This is a genomic window from Vibrio sp. MACH09, from assembly GCF_033238805.1.
Taxonomy (GTDB): Bacteria; Pseudomonadota; Gammaproteobacteria; order Enterobacterales; family Vibrionaceae; genus Vibrio.
In genome coordinates this window covers 1,677,497-1,701,694 of the sequence record NZ_BSFZ01000001.1, presented here as the reverse complement: position 1 = coordinate 1,701,694, position 24,198 = coordinate 1,677,497, and the positions used below count along the sequence as shown (strand labels likewise).

Annotated in this window: 29 protein-coding genes; 7 read left to right on the top strand and 22 right to left on the bottom strand. The window is 40.3% G+C overall.

Features of this window, described 5'->3' with window-relative positions; genetic code table 11:
- Positions 1-61: 61 nt before the first annotated feature.
- Genes ccoP through ccoN form a run of 4 tightly spaced genes read right to left on the bottom strand, consistent with a single transcriptional unit; the run spans position 62 to position 3,286 of the window.
- Positions 62-1,039, bottom strand: a complete 978-nt coding sequence (gene ccoP, locus CHJ_RS07530; RefSeq protein WP_317917347.1) for a cytochrome-c oxidase, cbb3-type subunit III — start codon at positions 1,037-1,039, stop codon at positions 62-64.
- On the bottom strand, positions 1,039-1,215 hold the full coding sequence (locus CHJ_RS07525; protein ID WP_171751964.1) for a cbb3-type cytochrome oxidase subunit 3: 177 nt from the start codon (positions 1,213-1,215) through the stop codon (positions 1,039-1,041). Before CHJ_RS07525 ends, ccoP begins: the two co-directional genes overlap by 1 nt.
- 11 nt (positions 1,216-1,226) lie before the next feature.
- The gene (gene ccoO / locus CHJ_RS07520) at positions 1,227-1,847 is read right to left on the bottom strand and encodes a cytochrome-c oxidase, cbb3-type subunit II (protein WP_171751963.1); all 621 of its coding nucleotides are present in this window, start codon (positions 1,845-1,847) and stop codon (positions 1,227-1,229) included.
- An 11-nt stretch (positions 1,848-1,858) separates the two neighbouring features.
- Entirely contained in the window at positions 1,859-3,286 is a 1,428-nt protein-coding gene (ccoN, locus tag CHJ_RS07515; protein ID WP_171751962.1) for a cytochrome-c oxidase, cbb3-type subunit I, read from the bottom strand.
- A 249-nt stretch (positions 3,287-3,535) separates the two neighbouring features.
- Here ccoN and CHJ_RS07510 point away from each other — a divergent pair, with 249 nt between their 5' ends.
- From CHJ_RS07510 to CHJ_RS07485, 6 genes are all read left to right on the top strand, one after another.
- Positions 3,536-3,904 (top strand): hypothetical protein, encoded by a 369-nt coding sequence (locus CHJ_RS07510; protein ID WP_317917346.1) that lies wholly within the window; start codon positions 3,536-3,538, stop codon positions 3,902-3,904.
- Positions 3,905-4,044: 140 nt separating this feature from the next.
- Positions 4,045-5,664, top strand: a complete 1,620-nt coding sequence (locus tag CHJ_RS07505) for a methyl-accepting chemotaxis protein (RefSeq protein WP_317917345.1) — start codon at positions 4,045-4,047, stop codon at positions 5,662-5,664.
- A gap of 195 nt (positions 5,665-5,859) precedes the next feature.
- Positions 5,860-7,554 (top strand): methyl-accepting chemotaxis protein, encoded by a 1,695-nt coding sequence (locus CHJ_RS07500; RefSeq protein ID WP_317917344.1) that lies wholly within the window; start codon positions 5,860-5,862, stop codon positions 7,552-7,554.
- Between the two features lie 223 nt (positions 7,555-7,777).
- A complete protein-coding gene (locus tag CHJ_RS07495; RefSeq protein ID WP_317917343.1) occupies positions 7,778-9,187 on the top strand; it encodes an ATP-binding protein in 1,410 nt (469 codons plus the stop codon).
- Positions 9,188-9,226: 39 nt separating this feature from the next.
- Entirely contained in the window at positions 9,227-9,907 is a 681-nt protein-coding gene (locus tag CHJ_RS07490; protein ID WP_317917342.1) for a response regulator, read from the top strand.
- A 142-nt stretch (positions 9,908-10,049) separates the two neighbouring features.
- Positions 10,050-11,630, top strand: a complete 1,581-nt coding sequence (locus tag CHJ_RS07485; RefSeq protein WP_317917341.1) for a DUF1566 domain-containing protein — start codon at positions 10,050-10,052, stop codon at positions 11,628-11,630.
- 99 nt (positions 11,631-11,729) lie between these two features.
- Here CHJ_RS07485 and CHJ_RS07480 read toward each other — a convergent pair whose 3' ends face one another.
- The 7 genes from CHJ_RS07480 to CHJ_RS07450 all read right to left on the bottom strand — a co-directional run bounded on the left by CHJ_RS07480 (position 11,730) and on the right by CHJ_RS07450 (position 15,916).
- Positions 11,730-12,044, bottom strand: a complete 315-nt coding sequence (locus tag CHJ_RS07480; RefSeq protein ID WP_317917340.1) for a helix-turn-helix domain-containing protein — start codon at positions 12,042-12,044, stop codon at positions 11,730-11,732.
- Complete coding sequence (locus CHJ_RS07475; protein WP_317917339.1) at positions 12,031-12,363, bottom strand: type II toxin-antitoxin system RelE/ParE family toxin; 333 nt, start codon at positions 12,361-12,363, stop codon at positions 12,031-12,033. Before CHJ_RS07475 ends, CHJ_RS07480 begins: the two co-directional genes overlap by 14 nt.
- Positions 12,364-13,171: 808 nt before the next feature.
- Positions 13,172-13,372: a hypothetical protein gene (locus CHJ_RS07470; protein ID WP_317917338.1), complete on the bottom strand. Its 201-nt coding sequence runs from the start codon at positions 13,370-13,372 to the stop codon at positions 13,172-13,174.
- A gap of 207 nt (positions 13,373-13,579) precedes the next feature.
- Positions 13,580-14,233 (bottom strand): gcrA cell cycle regulator family protein, encoded by a 654-nt coding sequence (locus CHJ_RS07465; RefSeq protein ID WP_317917337.1) that lies wholly within the window; start codon positions 14,231-14,233, stop codon positions 13,580-13,582.
- A gap of 15 nt (positions 14,234-14,248) precedes the next feature.
- A complete protein-coding gene (locus CHJ_RS07460) occupies positions 14,249-14,596 on the bottom strand; it encodes a DUF1293 family protein (protein WP_317917331.1) in 348 nt (115 codons plus the stop codon).
- An 8-nt stretch (positions 14,597-14,604) separates the two neighbouring features.
- Entirely contained in the window at positions 14,605-15,732 is a 1,128-nt protein-coding gene (locus tag CHJ_RS07455; RefSeq protein ID WP_317917336.1) for a replication initiation factor domain-containing protein, read from the bottom strand.
- Complete coding sequence (locus tag CHJ_RS07450; RefSeq protein ID WP_317917335.1) at positions 15,719-15,916, bottom strand: hypothetical protein; 198 nt, start codon at positions 15,914-15,916, stop codon at positions 15,719-15,721. The genes CHJ_RS07455 and CHJ_RS07450 overlap by 14 nt, the downstream gene beginning before the upstream one ends.
- A gap of 124 nt (positions 15,917-16,040) precedes the next feature.
- Here CHJ_RS07450 and CHJ_RS07445 point away from each other — a divergent pair, with 124 nt between their 5' ends.
- Positions 16,041-16,217 carry a hypothetical protein gene (locus tag CHJ_RS07445; protein ID WP_317917334.1) on the top strand — a complete coding sequence of 59 codons (177 nt, stop codon included), beginning with the start codon at positions 16,041-16,043 and terminating at the stop codon, positions 16,215-16,217.
- A gap of 1,025 nt (positions 16,218-17,242) precedes the next feature.
- On the opposite strand, the gene CHJ_RS07440 is transcribed toward CHJ_RS07445, so the two are convergent.
- The 11 genes from CHJ_RS07440 to CHJ_RS07390 form a co-directional block, all read right to left on the bottom strand.
- Positions 17,243-17,443 (bottom strand): hypothetical protein, encoded by a 201-nt coding sequence (locus CHJ_RS07440; protein WP_317917333.1) that lies wholly within the window; start codon positions 17,441-17,443, stop codon positions 17,243-17,245.
- 207 nt (positions 17,444-17,650) lie between these two features.
- Entirely contained in the window at positions 17,651-18,304 is a 654-nt protein-coding gene (locus CHJ_RS07435) for a gcrA cell cycle regulator family protein (protein WP_317917332.1), read from the bottom strand.
- Positions 18,305-18,319: 15 nt separating this feature from the next.
- Positions 18,320-18,667, bottom strand: a complete 348-nt coding sequence (locus tag CHJ_RS07430; protein ID WP_317917331.1) for a DUF1293 family protein — start codon at positions 18,665-18,667, stop codon at positions 18,320-18,322.
- An 8-nt stretch (positions 18,668-18,675) separates the two neighbouring features.
- Positions 18,676-19,803 (bottom strand): replication initiation factor domain-containing protein, encoded by a 1,128-nt coding sequence (locus tag CHJ_RS07425; RefSeq protein ID WP_317917330.1) that lies wholly within the window; start codon positions 19,801-19,803, stop codon positions 18,676-18,678.
- A complete protein-coding gene (locus tag CHJ_RS07420) occupies positions 19,790-19,987 on the bottom strand; it encodes a hypothetical protein (protein WP_317917321.1) in 198 nt (65 codons plus the stop codon). The genes CHJ_RS07425 and CHJ_RS07420 overlap by 14 nt, the downstream gene beginning before the upstream one ends.
- Before the next feature lie 1,312 nt (positions 19,988-21,299).
- On the bottom strand, positions 21,300-21,455 hold the full coding sequence (locus CHJ_RS07415) for a hypothetical protein (protein ID WP_317917329.1): 156 nt from the start codon (positions 21,453-21,455) through the stop codon (positions 21,300-21,302).
- Between the two features lie 536 nt (positions 21,456-21,991).
- Positions 21,992-22,234 (bottom strand): helix-turn-helix domain-containing protein, encoded by a 243-nt coding sequence (locus tag CHJ_RS07410; protein WP_317917328.1) that lies wholly within the window; start codon positions 22,232-22,234, stop codon positions 21,992-21,994.
- Between the two features lie 15 nt (positions 22,235-22,249).
- Positions 22,250-22,597, bottom strand: a complete 348-nt coding sequence (locus tag CHJ_RS07405; RefSeq protein ID WP_317917323.1) for a DUF1293 family protein — start codon at positions 22,595-22,597, stop codon at positions 22,250-22,252.
- 8 nt (positions 22,598-22,605) lie between these two features.
- Positions 22,606-23,211 (bottom strand): replication initiation factor domain-containing protein, encoded by a 606-nt coding sequence (locus tag CHJ_RS07400; protein ID WP_317917327.1) that lies wholly within the window; start codon positions 23,209-23,211, stop codon positions 22,606-22,608.
- Complete coding sequence (locus CHJ_RS07395) at positions 23,208-23,732, bottom strand: hypothetical protein (protein WP_317917326.1); 525 nt, start codon at positions 23,730-23,732, stop codon at positions 23,208-23,210. The genes CHJ_RS07400 and CHJ_RS07395 overlap by 4 nt, the downstream gene beginning before the upstream one ends.
- The gene (locus tag CHJ_RS07390; protein ID WP_317917321.1) at positions 23,719-23,916 is read right to left on the bottom strand and encodes a hypothetical protein; all 198 of its coding nucleotides are present in this window, start codon (positions 23,914-23,916) and stop codon (positions 23,719-23,721) included. The genes CHJ_RS07395 and CHJ_RS07390 overlap by 14 nt, the downstream gene beginning before the upstream one ends.
- Positions 23,917-24,198: the final 282 nt, after the last annotated feature.

The following is a 24,198-nucleotide window of genomic DNA, read 5'->3' as shown; positions in this document are numbered from 1 at the left end:
TAGATTGGGTAATTTTAGAATAAGAAAAGCCCCAGGAACTGGGGCTAGATCTAGGTTTGAGTTATTGCTCGGAGTTACTTAGGCTCCATACATAGGAGGATACTAGCTGAACTTTTTCTTCACCTAGGATGTCTTTCCATGCTGGCATAACACCTTGACGACCATTTGCGACTGTAGCCGTAACATCTGCTCTTGTATCACCAAATAACCAAATATTATCGGTTAGATCCGGTGCACCAACAGCGGGGTTACCTTTACCATCTGTACCGTGACAAGCTGTACATACCACAAAGCGAGTTTTACCTGCCGCAGCTTCTCTGGCGTTTACACTACGTCCAGAAAGGCTAAGGGTATAAGTAACAACCTCTTTTACACCATCTTCGCCTAAAACATCATTCCAAGCTGGCATAGCACCAATACGGCCATGCATGATGGTATTTACGATAGCTTGAGGTTCACCGCCATATAACCATGCGTTGTCCGCTAGGTTAGGGAAGCCAATTTGACCCCTTGCATCAGAACCATGACATTGTGAACAGTTTTGCAAGAATAGGCGTTGCCCAACTTTCAGCGCTTCAGGATCCGCTGCAATTTCAGGGATTGAGCGTAGCTCGTTGCCGCCGTCTTTGTAGGCTAAGCGGTTAAATGCTTCACCAAAATAGGTGTTTGCATCGTCCAACTCTTTCGCATACTCATCTAGCAGTTTGTTTTGCTGCGAGTTTTCAATCGACTTACGTGACTCGTCAATATTCATAACCGTTTGGTCTGAACTAGTCCAGCCTAAGAAGCCTTTAAAATTACCTAAACCTGGGAAAAGGGCTAGATAAATCGCGGCAAAAACGAAGGTACTGATAAACAGATAACTCCACCATTTAGGTAGTGGGTTATTGAGTTCACGAATACCATCGTATTCGTGTCCCATATCTTCGCCTTCCTCGACGCCCATTTTATCTTTTAAGCACCAAGCAAGCATCACTGCACATCCGATAAGTGTCGCGAATGTGATTACAATTATCCATATACTCCAAAAAGACGTCATTAGTTACTTACTCCTTTATCTGTCTTGGTCGAAGAGTCTTGCTCATCAGCAAAAACTAGATTTGCGTCTTCTTCAAAGCGTGATTTTCGGCTCTTACTAAATGCCCACCAAAACACGCCTAAGAAGCTTACAAAAACCGCAACAGTTAAGATGGAATGAAACGTAGCAATATTCATTTCTATCCTCCTTATTTCATTGCATGACCGAGAGATTGAAGGTAAGCAATCAATGCTTCCATCTCTGTTTTACCTTTAACTTCACCTTCTGCATTTGCAATCTGTTCATCGGTATATGGAACACCAAATTGATCGCGGAATACCGTTAGCTTTTTCTCGATGAGTTCACCATCAAGAACATTTTCAGCTAACCAAGGAAAAGCAGGCATATTGGACTCAGGAACCAAAGCTCGAGGGTCTAAAAGGTGTGCTCTATGCCAATCATCAGAATAACGACCGCCAACACGAGCCAAATCAGGACCAGTTCGCTTAGAACCCCATAAGAATGGGTGTTCCCATACACTTTCACCAGCAACAGAGTAGTGACCATAACGTTCAGTTTCGGCACGGAATGGACGTATCATTTGGCTGTGACAAACATTACAGCCTTCACGAATATAAATATCTCGACCTTCCATTTGCAGAGCAGTGTAAGGACGAAGATTATCTACTGGTTCGTTTGTTTGTTTCTGGAACATTAGTGGAACGATCTCAACTAACGCACCAAGGCTGATTACACAGACGATTAGAATTGCCAACAAACCAACATTACGTTCAACCAGTTCGTGGCGATTATTTGAATTAGAACTCATTCATCAACCTCCTATGCCGGTTGCTCGATAGCTTTTAGGCTATCGTTAGGTGCAGAAATCGTTTTGTAAGCGTTATAAGCCATCAGGAACATACCTGAAAGGAAGATAAAGCCACCAATAAAACGAACAGTGTAGAACGGGTATGACGCTTGTACTGACTCAACAAAGCTGTATGTTAATGTGCCGTCAGCGTTAACTGCTCTCCACATCAAACCTTGCATTACACCAGAAATCCACATAGCGACGATATACAGAACGGTACCAATAGTTGCTAACCAGAAGTGAACATTGATCAAGCTAACTGAGTACATTCTTTCTTGGTTAAACAGTTTAGGAATTAGGTGATAAACCGAACCGATTGACACCATAGCAACCCAACCTAACGCACCAGAGTGAACGTGACCGATAGTCCAGTCAGTGTAGTGAGAAAGGGCGTTAACTGTCTTAATTGACATCATCGGGCCTTCGAAGGTAGACATACCATAGAAAGATAGAGAAACAATTAAGAAACGTAGAATAGGGTCGTAACGAAGTTTATGCCACGCGCCTGATAGCGTCATGATACCGTTAATCATGCCCCCCCAAGAAGGTGCAAATAACACAAGCGACATAACCATGCCAAGAGACTGAGTCCAATCAGGTAGAGCAGTGTAATGTAGGTGGTGAGGACCAGCCCAAATATACAGTGCAATCAATGCCCAAAAGTGAACAATAGATAATCGGTAAGAATATACCGGACGTTCAGCCTGTTTTGGTACAAAGTAGTACATCATACCTAAGAACCCAGCTGTTAACAGGAATCCTACGGCATTGTGTCCGTACCACCATTGAACCATTGCATCAACGGCTCCAGCATAGACAGAGTACGATTTACCCATAGAAACAGGAATCGCAAGACTATTCATAATATGAAGCACGGCAACGGTAAGTATAAATGCACCGAAGAACCAGTTTGCCACATATATATGGGAGGTTTTACGTTTTACTAAGGTTCCAAAAAACACCACAGCGTAAGCAACCCAAACAACTGCAATAGCAATATCAATTGGCCACTCTAACTCTGCGTATTCTTTACTTGTTGTATACCCTAAAGGAAGAGAAATAGCAGCAGACAATATAATTGCTTGCCATCCCCAAAATGTGAAGGGTACTAAGGCTCCACCAAACAATCTTGTTTGGCATGTACGTTGAACTACATAATAAGATGTTGCAAAAAGGGCGCTTGTTCCAAACGCAAAAATAACTGCGTTGGTATGTAGCGGGCGTAATCGACTATAGGTTAACCACGGCGTATCAAAGTTAAGCTGTGGCCAAACTAACTGAGCAGCAATCAATACCCCAACGGCCATACCAACAATACCCCATAGAATAGTAACTAAGGTGAATTGACGGACGACAGTATAGTTATAGTTGTGCTCAAGCTGTTGTACTTGGCTCATTTTTTATGCTTCCAATTTTCTTAATGACGACTTTATTTCTAATTTTCGACTTTACGTCGTAATACATTCCTCAGACTAACAAAACCGGCCCTTTAATGGGAAAATCCTATCAATGTACTGTTTGGAATGGTATTTTCATCGGACATAATAATGGATTTAACATTTTAATGACAACGAATTAACCTACATTTTTGATAACTGGGAAGATTTAATTCTAAAACTTTGAAGTTTGTTGCAGGAGACAGATAAATGGCTGCAGAAAAATTAACCAAAGCAAGACTAATACAACTCTTGGTTATGTTAGTGATATTGATAAGTGCCTTTACCTGGAGAACGATAAGTTATTCACAAATAAATACAAAATGTTATTTGCCTGAAGACTGTCATTTTGCTATGGGAAACAGAAACTATCTGTTAGAGCTGCTTAATCAATCTGGCAATGCGTTTACTTATTTGGTTACTCTAGATAAAGACGTCACAGTATCGGTGGAAGACGGGAATGCTAAAACAGAACGTGGTAACGATTATTTGAAAATCATAGCGCTTTCAACCCCCATAACCATCAAATTTGAACGGGATAACGAACATAGGAACATATTGATAAATAGACGAAATTAACATTTTCATAACCCGATACTTGGATAAACTTGATCTAATTCAATCTATTCACCAGTTGATTACAAAATTCCTACATATACGCTACGCTAAATACTCAAATAAAAATAAAATTTTAGTTATACGTCGTTGGAGAAAAATTTATGGATTGGCTAGGGAATCTATCTATTCGAAAAAAACTGCATGTTCTGGTTTTGGTGTCCGTTGCTATCATCATTTCCGTTAGCTTGTTTCAACTACTAGAACAGAAAAAAAGTTCGCTTGAAGAGCGCAAGACCAAGTTACAAGCTCAAGTAGAATCGGCAATGAGTCTAGCTGAACACTACTACAAGCAATCCAATGTGTTAGGAGAAGAAGAAGCAAAGAAACAGGCAATTTCTGCTATAAAATCGTTACGTTATGAAGGGAACAACTATTTTTGGATTACCAGCCCAAATAATGTTGTTGTTATGCATCCAATCAAAACTGAGCTGACAGGAAAAGATGCCTCTGGTTTTCAAGATGGCTCTGGAAAATACCACTGGCGAGAAATGGCAACCATTGGTAAAACGCAAGGGCAGGGCTTTCTCGCCTACTCTTGGAAAGCGCCTGATCAGCAAATTCTTGATAAAATTTCGTTCGTATCTTTAATGCCAGAATGGAACTGGATCATTGGTACCGGTTTGTTAGTCAGCGATATTAATCAAACGTTTATTTCTGATTTGATTATCGCCAGTTTTGCTATTGGCGTGGCTTTAATCGTGCTGGCCTTTTTTAGCTTTCTGTTAGGCCGCAATATCGTGATGCCAATAGAGAAATTACTTGGCAAGGTGCATCAAATTTCTGACGGTGACTTAACCATTAGGCTTAAAACTTCAAGAAAAGATGAAATTGGTGATATCTGCAGAGATATGAACACCATGTTGGAAAAGCTTCAAACCGCGTTTAATCTTGCTAATGATTCCGCCAACCAATCCACTGACCTTGTCAGTAATATTGCGTCATCGAGTGAGCAAAGTGCGGTTAGCATTCAATCCCAATATTCTCAGTTAGACTTATTATCTACCGCTATGAATCAGATGACGGCGGCAACAATAGAAGTCTCTAGAAACGCCGAACAAGCCTCTAATACCACCGATTCTGTTGCTACACAAGCCAAAAGTAGCAGTGAAGATATGGAGAAAACGGTGGAGAATATAGAAAGTGCCGATCAACAGATGGCTTTAACATCAGAGCTGGTCGAGCAGCTTAAAACAGGGGTGATGAGTATTTCCGAAGTGGTTAATGTCATCCAAAATATATCTGAACAGACTAACTTACTCGCATTGAATGCGGCAATTGAAGCGGCTAGAGCAGGGGAGCAAGGTAGAGGGTTTGCAGTGGTCGCCGATGAAGTAAGAAATTTGGCTTCGAGTACTAACGAGTCCACTGAACAGATCCAAAACTCTATAGATACACTGACTAAAAGCGCTCTAGATGCGTCGAAAGCGGTGCTATTAAGCCGTGAAAAAGTTCAAAACTGTGTATCCAGTTCAGAAGAAACACGCGAAGAGTTAGCCCGCATGGTAGAACAACTGAATCAAGCTAATGATATGGTGACTCAAATTGCCTCATCTGCTGAAGAGCAAGGTGTTGTATCTAACGAAATCAATGAAAATGTAACCATCATCAACACCTCCGCTAACGAGATGAGTTGTGCGGCAACAAACTTAGCAGAACAAAGTCAGATATTGGTACAAACTTCATCTGATCTCAGCAATCATTTAAAATATTTTAAAGTTTAAGTGAGTGTCATGTAGAAGAGCCTTTATATGAAGGCTCTTTTCTCACCTTTTCAAGCCAAGCCGCTTTCTAAAATATCCTATCAAATATTCTCCACTCCATAATTTCTCCATAATTTGCTGTTATAAATATTCACATGCTGAATCTATCTATAACCAAGACGATAAAACGTCCTCAATATGCTGGAAATATCGATAATGATGAGTTATTTCAACAATCAGAGTATTAAAACCAAAATGACGGTAATCGTTTCTATAATGTTATCGCTTACGCTCGTTGTGGCGTTTTTTGCTTATTATCAAATGCAGAAAATTAAGACTGAGCTTCACGGTATTGTTGAAGATGATATTCCGTTGACTGAGCTAACTACAACCATGACAACCAAGCAGTTAGAGGGTGCAATAATACTTGAAAAATCAATGAGAGTTGCTGGTTTGAAAGGAAGTTCAGAGGATAAGACGACCTATCATAAACAGTTCACTCAACTAAGTACGGAAATTGAACAAGAACTGGAAGAAGTGGCAAGCATACTTAAACATGCGAGAGAAAACGCCAATACAGTCGAGTTGTTAAATGAAATCCAAGCATTGGAAAGTGGGTTAGAGCAATTAAAGAATGAACACAGTAGTTATCACTCTATTTCTGAAAGCTTATTAGTTAATATTGACCTAGGTAACGTGGAAGCGGCGGAAGAACAACTCAAAACGATCGAACATAATCAACAACTGTTTAATACGCACCTTGAAAACTTTCTGGTGAGCATTGAAAGTCTAACCAAAAACGCTTTGCTGCAAACAGAAGCGCATGAAATCGCAGCGGTAAAAGGTATGGTCATCGTTAGCATGGTTAGTATTATCATCGGAGTTTTACTCGGGGGCCTCTTCACTCGAAGAATCGTACGTTCTTTACATGTTGCTGTAGACGCCGCGAAGCAAGTCGCCAACGGTGATTTCAATGTTTCGATCCAAAGTAATAGTAAAGACGAAATTGGTGTCCTGTTAGAGAACATCAACGTTATGGCCAGAAAATTAGACGCTACCATTAGTAAAGTACTGTTCTCAAGTGAACAGATAACCAGCGTCGCACAAGATATTGCGGCGGCTACTGAACAAACGAATCAAGCCATTCAGTCTCAACAAATTAATACCGATGGTGTCGCTTCCGCTATGATGGAGATGACAACAACCGTTCAACAGGTTGCCGACAGCACTATACAAGCATCAACTACGGCAGGATTAGCTAAGCGTGAAGTTTCGTTAGGCAGCGACGTTGTTTCGTCAAATTCAAATGAGATAAATACGCTGGTTTCCCAAATTCAGTTCTCTTCAAATAAAGTTCAATCTGTTAGTAACGAAAGCAATGCTATTAGTGGGTTTGTGAAAAGCATCAGTGAAATCGCAGACCAAACAAATTTGCTTGCCCTTAATGCTGCAATTGAGGCTGCTAGAGCTGGCGAAGCAGGACGAGGATTTTCAGTTGTGGCGGAAGAGGTAAGAAATCTTTCTCAGCGGACTCAAGCGACAACTTCCGATATTCATCGTTTAATCGCTGATCTTCAGGACAAAGCGACACAAGCTGTGCAAGCGATAGATCAAAGTAGGCATATGGTCGATAGCAGTGCTGATAATGCCAAAAAGGCGAGCGGCTCTCTAAATATTATTGATAAATCAGTGGATGATGTTAACTGTATGAACATGGAAATTGCTACCGCTTGTGAGCAACAAGCTGCGACAGCAGAAGAAATAAACCAAAGTATCGTGAGTATCAGCCAATCCGGGCTAGAGGTACTTGGTGGTTCAACTCTTACTGCTCAATCGAGTGAACACTTGGCTAATTTAGCCGAAGATTTACGTTCGTTAATGGGACAATTTAAAGTCAGTCGCGCTATTTAAATTTCCATAGTTCTATAAGAAAGATAACCCGTTAAAAATATCCACTCTTTTTTAGCGGGAAACAAGACGTCTCAATTATCATCGTTATGTCGTAGCCGCTATGATTTTGACCACGTGGATTATCGTAGCAACATAGATTGTGGTAACGAAATAATGTTAAGTCCGTATCCCTATACATTTATAGGTGTAAAATGAAGAAGTAGATAACAATTAAAAGGCCTCTATGCGTATCTCACTGTTTCAAAAGTTATTTGTAGCTTTGTTACTCAGTAGCACACTGGTTATTGCTACCATGGCGGTACTGGTTAACTCGAGTTTTAAAGAGGGGTTTCAGCAATATCTTAACCAAGAAGAGCTAACCAAAGCGAAAACGTTGGCTGCTCGGGTAAGTGATTATTATTCTGAAACATACGGTTGGCATCGACTAGAAGTAGCCCCCCATATTTGGGCAGGATTACTACAACAACTTGGCGAAGTTCCTCCTCCGAGAGATAAGCGGCGCCCTACAGGAGCTTTACTACCAAAACAATCCATAATGGCACCATTGAGTGTACGACTTAACTTATTGGATGCTGATGGAAACGTACTACTCGGGCCACTTGATAATCTCAATTCTATCGATGGCATGAACAGTGTCACGCTGGATATTACTAAAAATGGACAGGTTATAGGTTATGTAACCGTTGTTCAGAGTGAATCTCTTACCAATTCATTGGCAGAGAGTTTTCTTCATTCGCAAACTAAACATATTATCACCATCAGTTTTGCCACCATTATATTAAGTCTGCTGTTCGCCGTTGTTTGTGTTCGATATTTATTAACACCTTTGCGGGCATTACACCAAGGCGCAAATGCTGTCCGAGACGGTAACTTAGATTATCAGATTGAGCATCGAAATAACGATGAGATAGCTGATGTAATAAGCGCATTCAACCTACTGGTTAAATCACTAAAAAACCAAGAAGAACTTCGTGAACGTTGGCTCTCTGACATTTCACATGAACTTCGTACCCCTTTAGCAGTATTGCGAGGGGAGTTAGAAGCACTGCAAGATGGTATTAGAAAACCAGAGCCAACTTACATAGAATCCCTTCATCAACAGGTTCTCACTCTTATTCAGTTAGTTGAGGATTTGCGTTCAGCAAGCAAGGCGGAAATTCAGTTACAGATAAACCTTCAGAAGGTCAGTATTAAAGATGTCGTTGAGAACGCCCTTGCCAGTCACATTAACCGCTTTGAAAGTAAGAACCTTGACCTGAGCTGTGATTTACACCCTTGTGACGCTTTTATTCAGGGAGATAAACAAAAATTGACCCAAGTTCTGAACAATCTATTAGAAAACAGCTATCGTTATACGGACGAGGGGGGAGAAGTGCATATCCACACTTCCCAATACGACAATAGCGTTTTGATTGTTGTTGAAGATAGTGCGCCTGGTGTGCCTAATGAAGCACTGCCGAAGCTGTTTGAACGATTATATCGTGTAGATCAGTCCCGTAGCCGAGAGTTTGGTGGCTCTGGTTTGGGGCTTTCGATTTGCCAAGGAATTATCCAAGCACATGCTGGAACAGCGCAAGTTGAGAAGTCTCAGTTAGGTGGCCTTAAAGTTACAATACAATTACCTTTAACGTAATGATAAACATACCAAAATTAAATGCATATAAGGAAAGCAATGATACTGATTGTTGAAGATGAACCGTCATTGTCTCAGCTAGTGTCTGATTACTTGACTCACAATGGATACCAAACTTTCATTATTGATGATGGTGCGAAAGTTATCGATTGGGTCAAGGAAAACTCCCCAGCACTCATTTTGCTCGACTTGATGTTACCGAATCGAGATGGACTCGATATTTATCGTGAACTAAGAACGTTCAGTAATGTGCCAGTAATAATGGCAACCGCTAAAGTTGATGAAATTGATCGTTTATTAGGGTTAGAGCTTGGAGCGGATGATTATGTCTGTAAGCCATACAGTCCAAGAGAGTTAGTTGCGAGAGTAAAAAACGTACTACGTCGTTTTCAAAACGCAGAACAGCTCCCCTTTAACCAAGAATGTACTGCTCATCCGATAAAAGTAGATGACCTGAAAATGCAGGCTTGGATTGATGAGAGTCCTTTGCCACTCACTCCTGCTGAATTTCAATTGCTGGGGTATTTTTATAATCATGCTGGACAGGTGTTTAGCCGTGATCAGCTAATGGATCAGATCTATAACGATGGCCGAGTTGTCACCGACCGAACAATAGATAGCCATATTAAAAACCTTCGCAAAAAAATCCTTAGTGTGAATGAGCAATACGACTGGATTAAATCGGTTTACGGTGTCGGTTATCGGTTTGAAATAGAGTAAAAACGGTTTGAGATAAAGTAAAAGCGATTTGGCATACAAAGATTCAGTTATCCTAATTGCACCTCCTTATTTTCTCCATATTAGCTACACATTTTCAGCTCATAGTTAACAGAACAAAAGATATCCTATAACGAGGAAAACTATGAGCCATACTATAAATTCAAACACCCAACATATATTACCCCGCTTTTCAGTACTTGCATCAGTTATGGCTTTAATGTGGGGCAGTGGGGTTTCTGCGACAGAATCCCCTTACCGTTACACCATAGTTGATACAAATCAGACACAGTGCTCAGACACCTCAAATGTCCTAAATCAATGCGCTATGGCGGGTAAACAGGGAGCAGGTCAAGATGCTCAATATCAAGGCTATTCCCCAAGCTACACCTTAAATAATGACGGAACAGTGCTCGACAACAACACTGGGCTACTATGGGCACAAACGACGGATATTAACGGTGATGGCAAAATAACTGCTGCTGATAAGGTGAGTTATAATGAAGGACAACTGTATGCTGCGTCCCTAGAACTTGGTGGCCATAGCGATTGGCGTGTTCCTACGATCAAAGAACTCTATTCATTGATGATGTTTGATGGTGAAGATCCTAGTGGCATTAATGGAGCAGGGACGTACACTATCCGACCTTTCATCGATCACTCTATGTTTGCGTTTGAGTCAGGAGATTTAGATGCCGGTGAGCGACTGATTGATTCCCAATATTTAAGCAGCACCAAATATGTTTCAACCACCATGAATGGAGATGAGACCATTTTTGGGGTTAATTTTATTGATGGCCGAATTAAAGGGTATGGCGCTACCTCTCCTCGTGGTGGTGATAAGACGTTTTACCTATTAACTGTTCGGGGCAACACAGATTATGGCATTAACCAATTTGTTGATAATGGTAATAAAACCATTAGTGATAAAGCAACAGGATTAACATGGCAGCAAGGTGATAGTGAACACGGTATGGAGTGGTTTTCTGCTCTGGAATATTGTGAAAACTTAGAGTTAGCGGGCAGCAATGACTGGCGTTTACCGAATGCAAAAGAACTGCAGTCCATCGTTGATTACACTAAATCACCGGATACCAGCAATAGTGCAGCCATAGATTCGAGTTTTTCGGTGACGAGCATAATCAATGAAGGCGAAAAAATCGATTATCCCAACTATTGGAGTAGCACCACTCATCAAAACCTCAAAAACAGCAAGAATGCGTCGTATATCGCTTTTGGCCGTTCACTTGGTTACATGAATAACCAATGGGTAGATGTTCATGGGGCGGGAGCGCAGCGAAGTGACCCTAAAACCTATGCAGGGCAAGATTATCCACAAGGCCATGGTCCGCAAGGTGATGCTGTTCGTTATAAAAACTATGTGCGTTGCGTGACGGATAGCAATACTCAATTTATCGAAAACCCAAGTCAAAATGAACGTGATAGCAAACAGTATGTACTGGATGGAACAGAAGCGGGCATGGATATGAAAGCGCAGGGCGGAATGAAGCCTGAGGTCAAAGCGTTTGGTGACTCGGAACGCCTAAAATCGCAAAGCCAGCGTGGTAATCCTATGATCAATATGGATAGAAATGGCGACGGCAAATTATCAAAGTCTGAAGTGCAAGGACCACTGAAAAATGATTTCAGCCGCATTGACAAAAACGGGGACGGTTATATCACAGAAGATGAACTTCCAGAGCCGCCAAAACGCAGAAAAAAATAACTCGTGTAGTGATTAACTTATAGAGATAACGAATGAAGGCTTATTATCAACGCTGTCGAGTGATGTTTGGTTAAAGTCCACGCTAGTGGACTTTCTGAATTATAGCTCAGCAATGTGGGTTAGAGTTTCAGGGTGACGTTGTACTAGTTTTAAAAGCGTTACAGCTTGTCCATTAGGTGCGCTACGCCCTTGTTCCCAGTTTTCTAACGTTCTTGATGATGTATGAAGTAAACGAGCAAATACACCGCGAGACATATTGAACTGCTCTCGGATATTAACGATTTCATCAGGTGAAATATCAAGATCGCTTGTTTCACTAACTTGGTGGGTTTTCAGAGTAAGTTTTCCCTCTGAGTGCTCTTTTGCTTCTACAAGAGCTGAGCTTAATTCTGAAAATAAGTCACGATTGCTCATAACGCCACGCCTCCATAAAACCTTTTAACTGCTTCTTTTGGTCTGTCGTTAGATCCGACATTTCATTTTTACCGTATATAGTAAGTAAATAGAAACGTCTATTCTCATCAAGGAAGTAATAGATAACACGAGATCCACCGCGTTTTCCCTTACCTTTACTTGCGACTCGAATCTTATGCAAACCACCTGTACCTTGAATCACATCACCCTGTTTAGGGTTGGACATAAGTTCCACTTGAAACAGCCGAAACTCCTCATCACTAAGGTACTCATTTCGGTACTTTTCAAATATGGTTGATTCAAGAAATACACTTTTCATAGGACAAGTGTACGCAATTAGCGTATAGAATGCAAAGTAGAAAAATGTTATCAAAAAGACAGGGTAGCAAGCATAGTTGGTATTAATTTATATCAATATACAGCCATGTTTTACTCCGTATCGGCATTCCAGCCCTTGGAACTAAAACTCGATCGCAGCATGGCAACAGTAGTTTTTGTGGTTATCGTCAGTGCGCTTTTAATCAAACGACTTAAAAGTTAAATAGGCAGGTCCGCAAAACAAGCAGAGCGAAAAGGCGGGAACGCGACCAAACGCAAATGGAAAACAAACAAGAAGTTTGCTGCAGCCATGAGAAAGAAACTCAGTGCTGCTGGTAAAAAAGCGCGAAGATTCACAAAACTCAGAAGAAAAAATAAGCCCCATTAAATTTGATGATTTTGAGCAGTAGATCTGCAAGAGCAGGCTAAAAACTCAAATCAGAGGTAATGTTATTTACAACGCAAAATCAAAGGGTTGATTCAAGACTGATAGAGGGGCGAGGCGATCACATCCCGTCACAAACCTTATTTAACATAATATACCTAATGCGCACTTTGATTATGAGCTAGTTAGAAATGTCACCAGTGACGCACGTTAAAATCTGGTGCTCTGGTGCGTTATCCACTACAGATTCTTGTTGTGGTGTTTGCTTGAGGTTTCGCTATGGCCTAGCAGGAAGGAAGGTTTTTATAAATGGTGAGGATGTGCAAAAGATAGTTTCGGGCGCTCACTGCTTGACGAAATGCCAAACTGTATCAAGCGCCCTTATATCTCGGTGACTCGCTTTGCTCGGGGCGATGCCCAATGATTATGAATATTCGTCAAAATCGCCAGCCTCTAACATGCTCTTGTGAAGCTCTGGAGTCAGTACGATAAGTTCTAAAGCATCACCGTACTGACGGGATAACGTATCTTGCATATCGGATAAAGATTTAAACGTATACCAACCCTCATTAGGCGTAAAAGTAGAAATCATATCTTCGGAATGAACATCATAATAGACTTTCATATCAAGTCCTTATCTAGTAATTTTTGACAGTTATTGAGAGTATCATCTAAACCAATTTGCCAAAAGTCATGGCACCTTGGACATTGCTCTTCATACAGAAAAATCTGATTATTCGATATGTATTCGGTACAAAGAAAATCTATAGGACCACATTGAGGACAACAATCTCTGCGTTTAAACCGTCGAGTTCTATCTGAATTCCCCATATCATTTTGCCTTATAACCATGTGTTAAAGCGGATGCTGTCACACCATCACGACGCCCAAAATGCCTATCTAAAGCTAAACACAGTTCATCTAAGTGAAATGCGGCCATAGGTTTAGATTGTCGATATCGGTCATACAAAATAACAACAGAATCTTCAATTTTATCCTTAGATGTCGGTGACTTACGTTCTAAAATAGAGATACGTTTCGCCATATCGTAAGGTAATAACTTCCTATATATAGGTGGGTTATATTGGTCACGGGCGGGTATTTTTAGCTTTAAAAGCTTTGCATAATATGTGATTGCACTTTGACTACGTTTAAGCCTTTTAGCGCAGCCCTCAGCACCTAATAACCAATAGTTTTTCTTTAAAAACTGCTCTTGATTAATGGTTAATGCTTTGCAGCGTTTAAGCCCTAGTCGCTTGATTCTTTCACCAATAGTGTTTGGCTTTCTATCAAAAAACTCCCCTATTTCCTCTAATGTCGCGCCTTGCTGATACATGGATTTTAATAAATTATTATCTTCTTCTGTCCAGTAACGATAAGGCCTAGATTGCGCCTTATCTTCACTTGATAATGGACGTGTGGCTAACAAGTCAGCGAAAGAACATTCGCTAACTTGCGGCTCTGGTGATGCACTGACGTTATCCATAAATGATCCTTTTTATTATTGTTTCATGGATGCTTTAAAATGCGTTTTTATCTCCTCATCAATAGGGATAAGTTCAACAACTTTAGAGCCTGCAAGCGGGTCGTCATAATCCAAAGCGGTATCAACTTCATACTCACGACGAGGAACTAACGCCCCAGAATCACGAAGCTTGCAAGCATAGTCATAATCAACAAACAAAGGATGATCATATTTAAGGTTAATCTCTCCAGACTCGCCCAATACTTGACGTTTAAATGTTCCGGTATCGATATCTTTTAACGGACGGCTAATGTTTAAAATGGCGGATTTCCCTCTTTCACCATCCATAAACGTAATGCCTAATACGAATAAGCCTTTTTTCATAATATTTCCTAATAGCTACTTAAAATTTCATCAACCAGATGGTTGTATGTATTTGGATAACCTAGCTTAGGGTCTCCCCTTGCTATGGTTTCAATCACCTTGTTTGCATCTCCGTTATAGAGCTGCGTAAGGTCAGATATGACTCGACCCCACTGACGACGAAGCCAATGAGTAGAAGAAAGGACTTCCAAAGCGGCTCGTTTGTGTGGCTTTGGTTTTGTGTCAAATGGCTCAGAAGCTTCAATTGAGGCAGCATAGGCATTGATAGCAGCAAATGCCCCTTCTATATTGCGTAAAACTTCTACTGACCACCCTTTTAACTCAACCTCTGAGCGATACCATTGAATAGTGGTATCCGTTAGGTTTTGCTCTAGTGCTTTGTTATAGATGCGCCAATAGATAGCCGATTGGCGAGAGCCTACACTGACCTGCTCTTTTACGTATTTCTTTGCACCGTTGGAGAGTAATTCATACTCGTAATCTTCTTTAATTTTGGGATTTTTACCCCTGACAGATGGTTTAAATGCCCCCTCATAAGCTGCTTTCAAAGCATAATTGCAATCAAAAAGACCATGGAAATCATCAAACGCTAAGTCAGCACGTGTAAGGGTCACAACGTGCAACACGTTATGTAACCAATGGTAGAGAGAGAATAAAGAGCGGACAGATAGAAGGTGTTTGCAGCCAGTGCCATTTATCGATATATGAATAGTATCGTTATTGCCACCAATACCGACACGGCCACAGTAAGATTCTCCACATGGAGAAAGCAAGTTGAAAGAGTTTTCATAGAATTGGAATTGCTTATCGAGTGGCGCAGACATTGACAGTCCTAGCACCTTGTTAACAAACACACGCAAGCACTCTTCAAAATACTGGCGCATAACAAAATCAGTATAAGCTCTAAAATCTTCATAAGATTGACCATCACGCATCAATTGACGATGAATGACGGGAGCTTGGGGAAAGTGAGGTTGATTTTTACTTGTAAAGCCAATGAAACCAGCGCGTTCACAGTGACGTAGGTCTTTAATCTTGAAGGTAAACGCAAGCCAATCAAGCGTAACACCCGTTTCGTTAGTGTTACCCTGCCCTGTTAAATTCGCTTGGATTTGTTGAGCTTCATTCAATTGCATCAAGAAGCCCCGCTTCAACTCGTTCCAGATAAGACATCTCATCTATCGAAACAAGCTGATATTCAAGGTATTCAGAATCGCAGTGAGAAACCAGATTAGGCATCGACTTGAAGAAATCCCAACTACCATCAAGGAAAACCGAGACGGTGTAATCAGGCATCATGTCGTAAAAAACTCTAATCAAAACTCAAACCTTAGAATCTAAGTATTTATTTTATGATTCAAACATAATTTCTTAGATTCTAAATGTCAACAATTATTAGATTCTAAGTTTATAATGTTTGAGAAAGTTATAACGAGGTAATCTGATGACAACGAAACACATCAAAGACAGCACATGGCGAAAAGTTGAAGAGAAAACTGTCAAAGCTGTTATTGAAACTAGAACAAACATTAAAGAAACAGAAATGCTGGACTATCTGATTAATTTGGGACTAACAAAATTTGAAGATGAAGATTTTCAGATGGTCAAAAAAAAGAAGTAGTCTTGAGTTACTTATCAATTGGCAATGGAGAGAAATAGAATAGCTAAAGAGCCTCGAAAGCTGATTGTTACGTGGAATAAACCCCCGTATTACTAGACGGGGGTTCTAATCGAAATCTGAGACGAGAATCTCATACACGCCGCCCTGTGGCTGGCTTTTGTATGCGCTTCTCTCTTCCTCCGCGCTTCTCCTCCTCAGTCTCGTCGTCGTTGCTTGTCGTCAGAAACAAAAAAGGAGCACTAGGCTCCTTGAAATTATCATTAAAATAAACGTCTTAGCTTGTATGACAAGTGATTGAGCAATAAAAGCAACCATTAGCCTTAGGATAAGTTTTTTTGGCTTCTTTTACTGCGGGAGTACAACCAACAAAGTCACCTAAATATAATCTATTGTGCTCTAGTGGCATATGACTGCAACCTTGCTTATGTACTTCATGATCACCATTTGCTTGTGAATTTTTGTTTACGTAATATCTGGCCATAATATCTTCTCTAAAAGCATACAAAGTTATATGCAATTAGGATATATGGTCTTTGTTGAGTATTTCAATGCTTAATATATTAACTAAGTGCGCATTAGGCGAATTATGTGTACGGGCTCTCATTGCAAAGCGATTCTAATCACTAACATGTACGTAGCAAGCTACGACAATGAGTAAGTTCTTAGCCCACCCTTAGCCGCTTCTAGGTCGTCAGTGCTGGCGCAATGGTACTGACAACAAACCACTCAACATAATTCACAACCCTAATGCGCACTTTGATTATGAGCTAGTTAGAAATGTCACCAGTGACGCACGTTAAAATCTAATGACCTGGAGCGTTATCCACTACAGATTCTTGTTGTCGTGTTTACTTGAGGTTTCGCTATGGCCTAGCAGGAAGGAAGGTTTTTATAAATGGTGAGGATGTGCAAAAGATAGTTTCGGGCGCTCACTGCTTGACGAAATGCCAAACTGTATCAAGCGCCCTTATATCTCGGTGACTCGCTTTGCTCGGGGCGATGCCCAATGAGTAAAACATATGTGGTTATGAATATCCGTCAAAATCGCCAGCCTCTAACATGCTCTTGTGAAGCTCTGGAGTCAGTACGATAAGTTCTAAATCATCACCGTATTGACGGGATAACGTATCTTGCATATCGGATAAAGATTTAAACGTATACCAACCCTCATTAGGCGTAAAAGTAGAAATCATATCTTCGGAATGAACATCATAATAGACTTTCATATCAAGTCCTTATCTAGTAATTTTTGACAGTTATTGAGAGTATCATCTAAACCAATTTGCCAAAAGTCATGGCACCTTGGACATTGCTCTTCATACAGAAAAATCTGATTATTCGATATGTATTCGGTACAAAGAAAATCTATAGGACCACATTGAGGACAACAATCTCTGCGTTTAAACCGTCGAGTTCTATCTGAATTCCCCATATCATTTTGCCTTATAACCATGTGTTAAAGCGGATGCTGTCACACCATCACGACGCCCAAAATGCCTATCTAAAGCTAAACACAGTTCATCTAAGTGAAATGCGGCCATAGGTTTAGATTGTCGATATCGGTCATACAAAATAACAACAGAATCTTCAATTTTATCCTTAGATGTCGGTGACTTACGTTCTAAAATAGAGATACGTTTCGCCATATCGTAAGGTAATAACTTCCTATATATAGGTGGGTTATATTGGTCACGAGCGGGTATTTTTAGCTTTAAAAGCTTTGCATAATATGTGATTGCACTCCGACTACGTTTAAGCCTTTTAGCGCAGCCCTCAGCACCTAATAACCAATAGTTTTTCTTTAAAAACTGCTCTTGATTAATGGTTAATGCTTTGCAGCGTTTAAGCCCTAGTCGCTTGATTCTTTCACCAATAGTGTTTGGCTTTCTATCAAAAAACTCCCCTATTTCCTCTAATGTCGCGCCTTGCTGATACATGGATTTTAATAAATTATTATCTTCTTCTGTCCAGTAACGATAAGGCCTAGATTGCGCCTTATCTTCACTTGATAATGGACGTGTGGCTAACAAGTCAGCGAAAGAACATTCGCTAACTTGCGGCTCTGGTGATGCACTGACGTTATCCATAAATGATCCTTTTTATTATTGTTTCATGGATGCTTTAAAATGCGTTTTTATCTCCTCATCAATAGGGATAAGTTCAACAACTTTAGAGCCTGCAAGCGGGTCGTCATAATCCAAAGCGGTATCAACTTCATACTCACGACGAGGAACTAACGCCCCAGAATCACGAAGCTTGCAAGCATAGTCATAATCAACAAACAAAGGATGATCATATTTAAGGTTAATCTCTCCAGACTCGCCCAATACTTGACGTTTAAATGTTCCGGTATCGATATCTTTTAACGGACGGCTAATGTTTAAAATGGCGGATTTCCCTCTTTCACCATCCATAAACGTAATGCCTAATACGAATAAGCCTTTTTTCATAATATTTCCTAATAGCTACTTAAAATTTCATCAACCAGATGGTTGTATGTATTTGGATAACCTAGCTTAGGGTCTCCCCTTGCTATGGTTTCAATCACCTTGTTTGCATCTCCGTTATAGAGCTGCGTAAGGTCAGATATGACTCGACCCCACTGGCGACGAAGCCAATGAGTAGAAGAAAGGACTTCCAAAGCGGCTCGTTTGTGTGGCTTTGGTTTGGTGTCAAATGGATCTGAGGCTTCAATTGAGGCAGCATAGGCATTGATAGCAGCAAATGCTCCTTCTATATTGCGTAAAACTTCAACTGACCACCCTTTTAACTCAACCTCTGAGCGATACCATTGAATAGTGGTATCCGTTAGGTTTTGCTCTAGTGCTTTGTTATAGATGCGCCAATAGATAGCCGATTGGCGAGAGCCTACACTGACCTGCTCTTTTACGTATTTCTTTGCACCGTTGGAGAGTAATTCATACTCGTAATCTTCTTTAATTTTGGGATTTTTACCCCTGACAGATGGTTTAAATGCCCCCTCATAAGCTGCTTTCAAAGCATAATTGCAATCAAAAAGACCATGGAAATCATCAAACGCTAAGTCAGCACGTGTAAGGGTCACAACGTGCAACACGTTATGTAACCAATGGTAGAGAGAGAATAAAGAGCGGACAGATAGAAGGTGTTTGCAGCCAGTGCCATTTATCGATATATGAATAGTATCGTTATTGCCACCAATACCGACACGGCCACAGTAAGATTCTCCACATGGAGAAAGCAAGTTGAAAGAGTTTTCATAGAATTGGAATTGCTTATCGAGTGGCGCAGACATTGACAGTCCAAGCACCTTGTTAACAAAAACACGCAAGCACTCTTCAAAATACTGGCGCATAACAAAATCAGTATAAGCTCTAAAATCTTCATAAGATTGACCATCACGCATCAATTGGCGATCAACAACTGGAGCTTGGGGAAAGTGAGGTTGATTTTTACTTGTAAAGCCAATGAAGCCAGCGCGTTCACAGTGGCGTAGGTCTTTAATCTTGAAGGTAAACGCAAGCCAATCAAGCGTAACACCTGTTTCGTTAGTATTACCCTGCCCTGTTAAATTCGCTTGGATTTGTTGAGCTTCATTCAATTGCATCAAGAAGCCCCGCTTCAACTCGTTCCAGATAAGACATCTCATCTATCGAAACAAGCTGATATTCAAGGTATTCAGAATCGCAGTAAGAAACCAGATTAGGCATCGACTTGAAGAAATCCCAACTACCATCAAGGAAAACCGAGACGGTGTAATCAGGCATCATGTCGTAAAAAACTCTAATCAAAATTCAAACCTTATAATAAACTAAGTATTTATTTTATGATGTCAAACATAGATATTCTGTAGATCTAAATAGGGCTCAGTAAATTATATAGATTCTAAGTTTATACAGTTATGAGAAAAGAGTTTATGAAGAGTGTAATCTATTGACAACGAAACACATCAAAGCAGAATGGAGCGGAAAGTTGAAAGAAAACTGTGAAACTGTATAATGAAACGAGAAAGATGAAAGAAACGAAATGCTGACTTCTGATTAATTTGTGATAACAAAATTTGAAGATGAAGATTTTCAGATGGCAAAAAAAAAGTAGTCTTGAGTTACTTATCAATTGGCAATGGAGAGAAATAGAATAGCTAAAGAGCCTCGAAAGCTGATTGTTACGTGGAATAAACCCCCGTATTACTAGACGGGGGTTCTAATCGAAATCTGAGACGAGAATCTCATACACGCCGCCCTGTGGCTGGCTTTTGTATGCGCTTCTCTCTTCCTCCGCGCTTCTCCTCCTCAGTCTCGTCGTCGTTGCTTGTCGTCAGAAACAAAAAAGGAGCACTAGGCTCCTTGAAATTATCATTAAAATAAACGTCTTAGCTTGTATGACAAGTGATTGAGCAATAAAAGCAACCATTAGCCTTAGGATAAGTTTTTTTGCTTCTTTTACTGCGGGAGTACAACCAACAAAGTCACCTAAATATAATCTATTGTGCTCTAGTGGCATATGACTGCAACCTTGCTTATGTACTTCATGATCACCATTTGCTTGTGAATTTTTGTTTACGTAATATCTGGCCATAATATCTTCTCTAAAAGCATACAAAGTTATATGCAATTAGGATATATGGTCTTTGTTGAGTATTTCAATGCTTAATATATTAACTAAGTGCGCATTAGGCGAATTATGTGTACGGGCTCTCATTGCAAAGCGATTCTAATCACTAACATGTACGTAGCAAGCTACGACAATGAGTAAGTTCTTAGCCCACCCTTAGCCGCTTCTAGGTCGTCAGTGCTGGCGCAATGGTACTGACAACAAACCACTCAACATAATTCACAACCCTAATGCGCACTTTGATTATGAGCTAGTTAGAAATGTCACCAGTGACGCACATTAAAATCTGGTGCTCTGGTGCGTTATCCACTACAGATTCTTGTTGTCGTGTTTGCTTGAGGTTTCGCTATGGCCTAGCAGGAAGAAAGGTTTTTATAAATGGTGAGGATGTGCAAAAGATGGTTTCGGGCGCTCACTGCTTGACGAAATGCCAAACTGTATCAAGCGCCCTTATATCTCGGTGACTCGCTTTGCTCGGGGCGATGCCCACTAAGCCGCAATTTGAATACCTGGTGCACAGTCAAATGCAGCAACCAGAATGGCTCTATCTTGTAACTGCAAATCTTTTAAGAGTTTTAGCGCCTTTTTGTACTTAGCAAACTTCATGGCCATATCTGGATAAATTGACCACTGCTTATTTAACATAAATTCGTTCTCTTGGTACTTCCATAAAAAATCGTCTTGTAATGGATTATGGATAAGCCAACCTAAGAACTTTGCATCTTTAGGAATATTTGAGCGTACTTTTAAACTCCGTTAAATTAGGTTCATTTTTCATCGTTTCCACCCATGAGTTAATGCTCCAGCTGTCACACCATCACGACGCCCAAAATGCCTATCTAGAGCTAAACACAATTCATCTAAATGAAACGCAGCCATAGTGTTGCCCAGCATCTTTAGTGCTATAAAGAATGACTACTGAATCATCAATTCTGCCTTTAGATGTTGGTGATTTACGCTCTAAAATACAGATGCGTTTTGCCATATCATAAGGTAAAAGCCTCCTATGAATTGGTGGGTCATATTGGTCTCTGGTTGGAATTTTAAGCTTCAAAAGCCTTGCATAATAAGTAATGTCACTACGACTACGTTTAAGCTTTTTTGCGCAACCTTCAGTACCCAATAACCAATAGTTTTTCTTTAAAAATTGCTCTTGATTAATGGTTAATGCTTTGCAGCGTTTAAGGCCCTAGTCGCTTAATCCTCGCGCCAATAGTGTTTGGTTTCCTATTAAAAAACGCCCCTATTTCTTCTAATGTCGCGCCTTTCTGACACATTGATTTTAATACGTTATTATCTTCTTCTGTCCAGTAACGATACCTAGATTGCGCTTCATCTTCATTTGATATTGGCTGTTTGACTAACAAATCAGAGAAAGAACATTCGCTAGCTTGTCGTTCTGGTGATGCACTGACGTTATCCATAAATGATCCTTTTTATTATTGTTTCATGGATGCTTTAAAGTGTGTTTTTATCTCCTCATCAACAGGGATAAGTTCAACAACTTTAGAGCCTGCAAGCGGGTCGTCATAATCCAAAGCAGTATCAACTTCATACTCACGACGAGGAACTAACGCCCCAGAATCACGAAGCTTGCAAGCATAGTCATAATCAACAAACAAAGGATGATCATATTTAAGGTTAATCTCTCCAGACTCGCCCAATACTTGACGTTTAAATGTTCCGGTATCGATATCTTTTAACGGACGGCTAATGTTTAAAATGGCGGATTTCCCTCTTTCACCATCCATAAACGTAATGCCTAATACGAATAAGCCTTTTTTCATAATATTTCCTAATAGCTACTTAAAATTTCATCAACCAGATGGTTGTATGTATTTGGATAACCTAGCTTAGGGTCTCCCCTTGCTATGGTTTCAATCACCTTGTTTGCATCTCCGTTATAGAGCTGCGTAAGGTCAGATATGACTCGACCCCACTGACGACGAAGCCAATGAGTAGAAGAAAGGACTTCCAAAGCGGCTCGTTTGTGTGGCTTTGGCTTGGTGTCAAATGGCTCAGAAGCTTCAATTGAGGCAGCATAGGCATTGATAGCAGCAAATGCCCCTTCTATATTGCGTAAAACTTCTACTGACCACCCTTTTAACTCAACCTCTGAGCGATACCATTGAATAGTGGTATCCGTTAGGTTTTGCTCTAGTGCTTTGTTATAGATGCGCCAATAGATAGCCGATTGGCGAGAGCCTACACTGACCTGCTCTTTTACGTATTTCTTTGCACCGTTGGAGAGTAATTCATACTCGTAATCTTCTTTAATTTTGGGATTTTTACCCCTGACAGATGGTTTAAATGCCCCCTCATAAGCTGCTTTCAAAGCATAATTACAGTCAAAAAGACCATGGAAATCATCAAACGCTAAGTCAGCACGTGTAAGGGTCACAACGTGCAACACGTTATGTAACCAATGGTAGAGAGAAATAAAGAGCGGACAGATAGAAGGTGTTTGCAGCCAGTGCCATTTATCGATATATGAATAGTATCGTTATTGCCACCAATACCGACACGGCCACAGTAAGATTCTCCACATGGAGAAAGCAAGTTGAAAGAGTTTTCATAGAATTGGAATTGCTTATCGAGTGGCGCAGACATTGACAGTCCAAGCACCTTGTTAACAAAAACACGCAAGCACTCTTCAAAATACTGGCGCATAACAAAATCAGTATAAGCTCTAAAATCTTCATAAGATTGACCATCACGCATCAATTGACGATGAATAACGGGAGCTTGGGGAAAGTGAGGTTGATTTTTACTTGTGAAGCCAATGAAGCCAGCGCGTTCACAGTGACGTAGGTCTTTAATCTTGAAGGTAAACGCAAGCCAATCAAGCGTAACACCCGTTTCGTTAGTGTTACCCTGCCCTGTTAAATTCGCTTGGATTTGTTGAGCTTCATTCAATTGCATCAAGAAGCCCCGCTTCAACTCGTTCCAGATAAGACATCTCATCTATCGAAACAAGCTGATATTCAAGGTATTCAGAATCGCAGTAAGAAACCAGATTAGGCATCGACTTGAAGAAATCCCAACTACCATCAAGGAAAACCGAGACGGTGTAATCAGGCATCATGTCGTAAAAAACTCTAATCATAGGGCTATCTGTATACATTTTACAAATACTTATACTGTATTATGTAACATGCAATGTATCATGTATAGAGTATCTTGCATACATTAAGAATCTGCATATAAAACTAAATAGTAAACAGTCAACTTAAAACGAGGTAAGATGAAAAAAGACTAATGAAAGTACAGATCAAACCAGTGGAAGCTGAAAGTTTAAAAGAGAGATCATTTGAACTAACTATGAAGAAAAAAGAATCGTTAAAGAACTGATTTCTAATTTCATTCGACTAAATACTAAGCTGAAGCA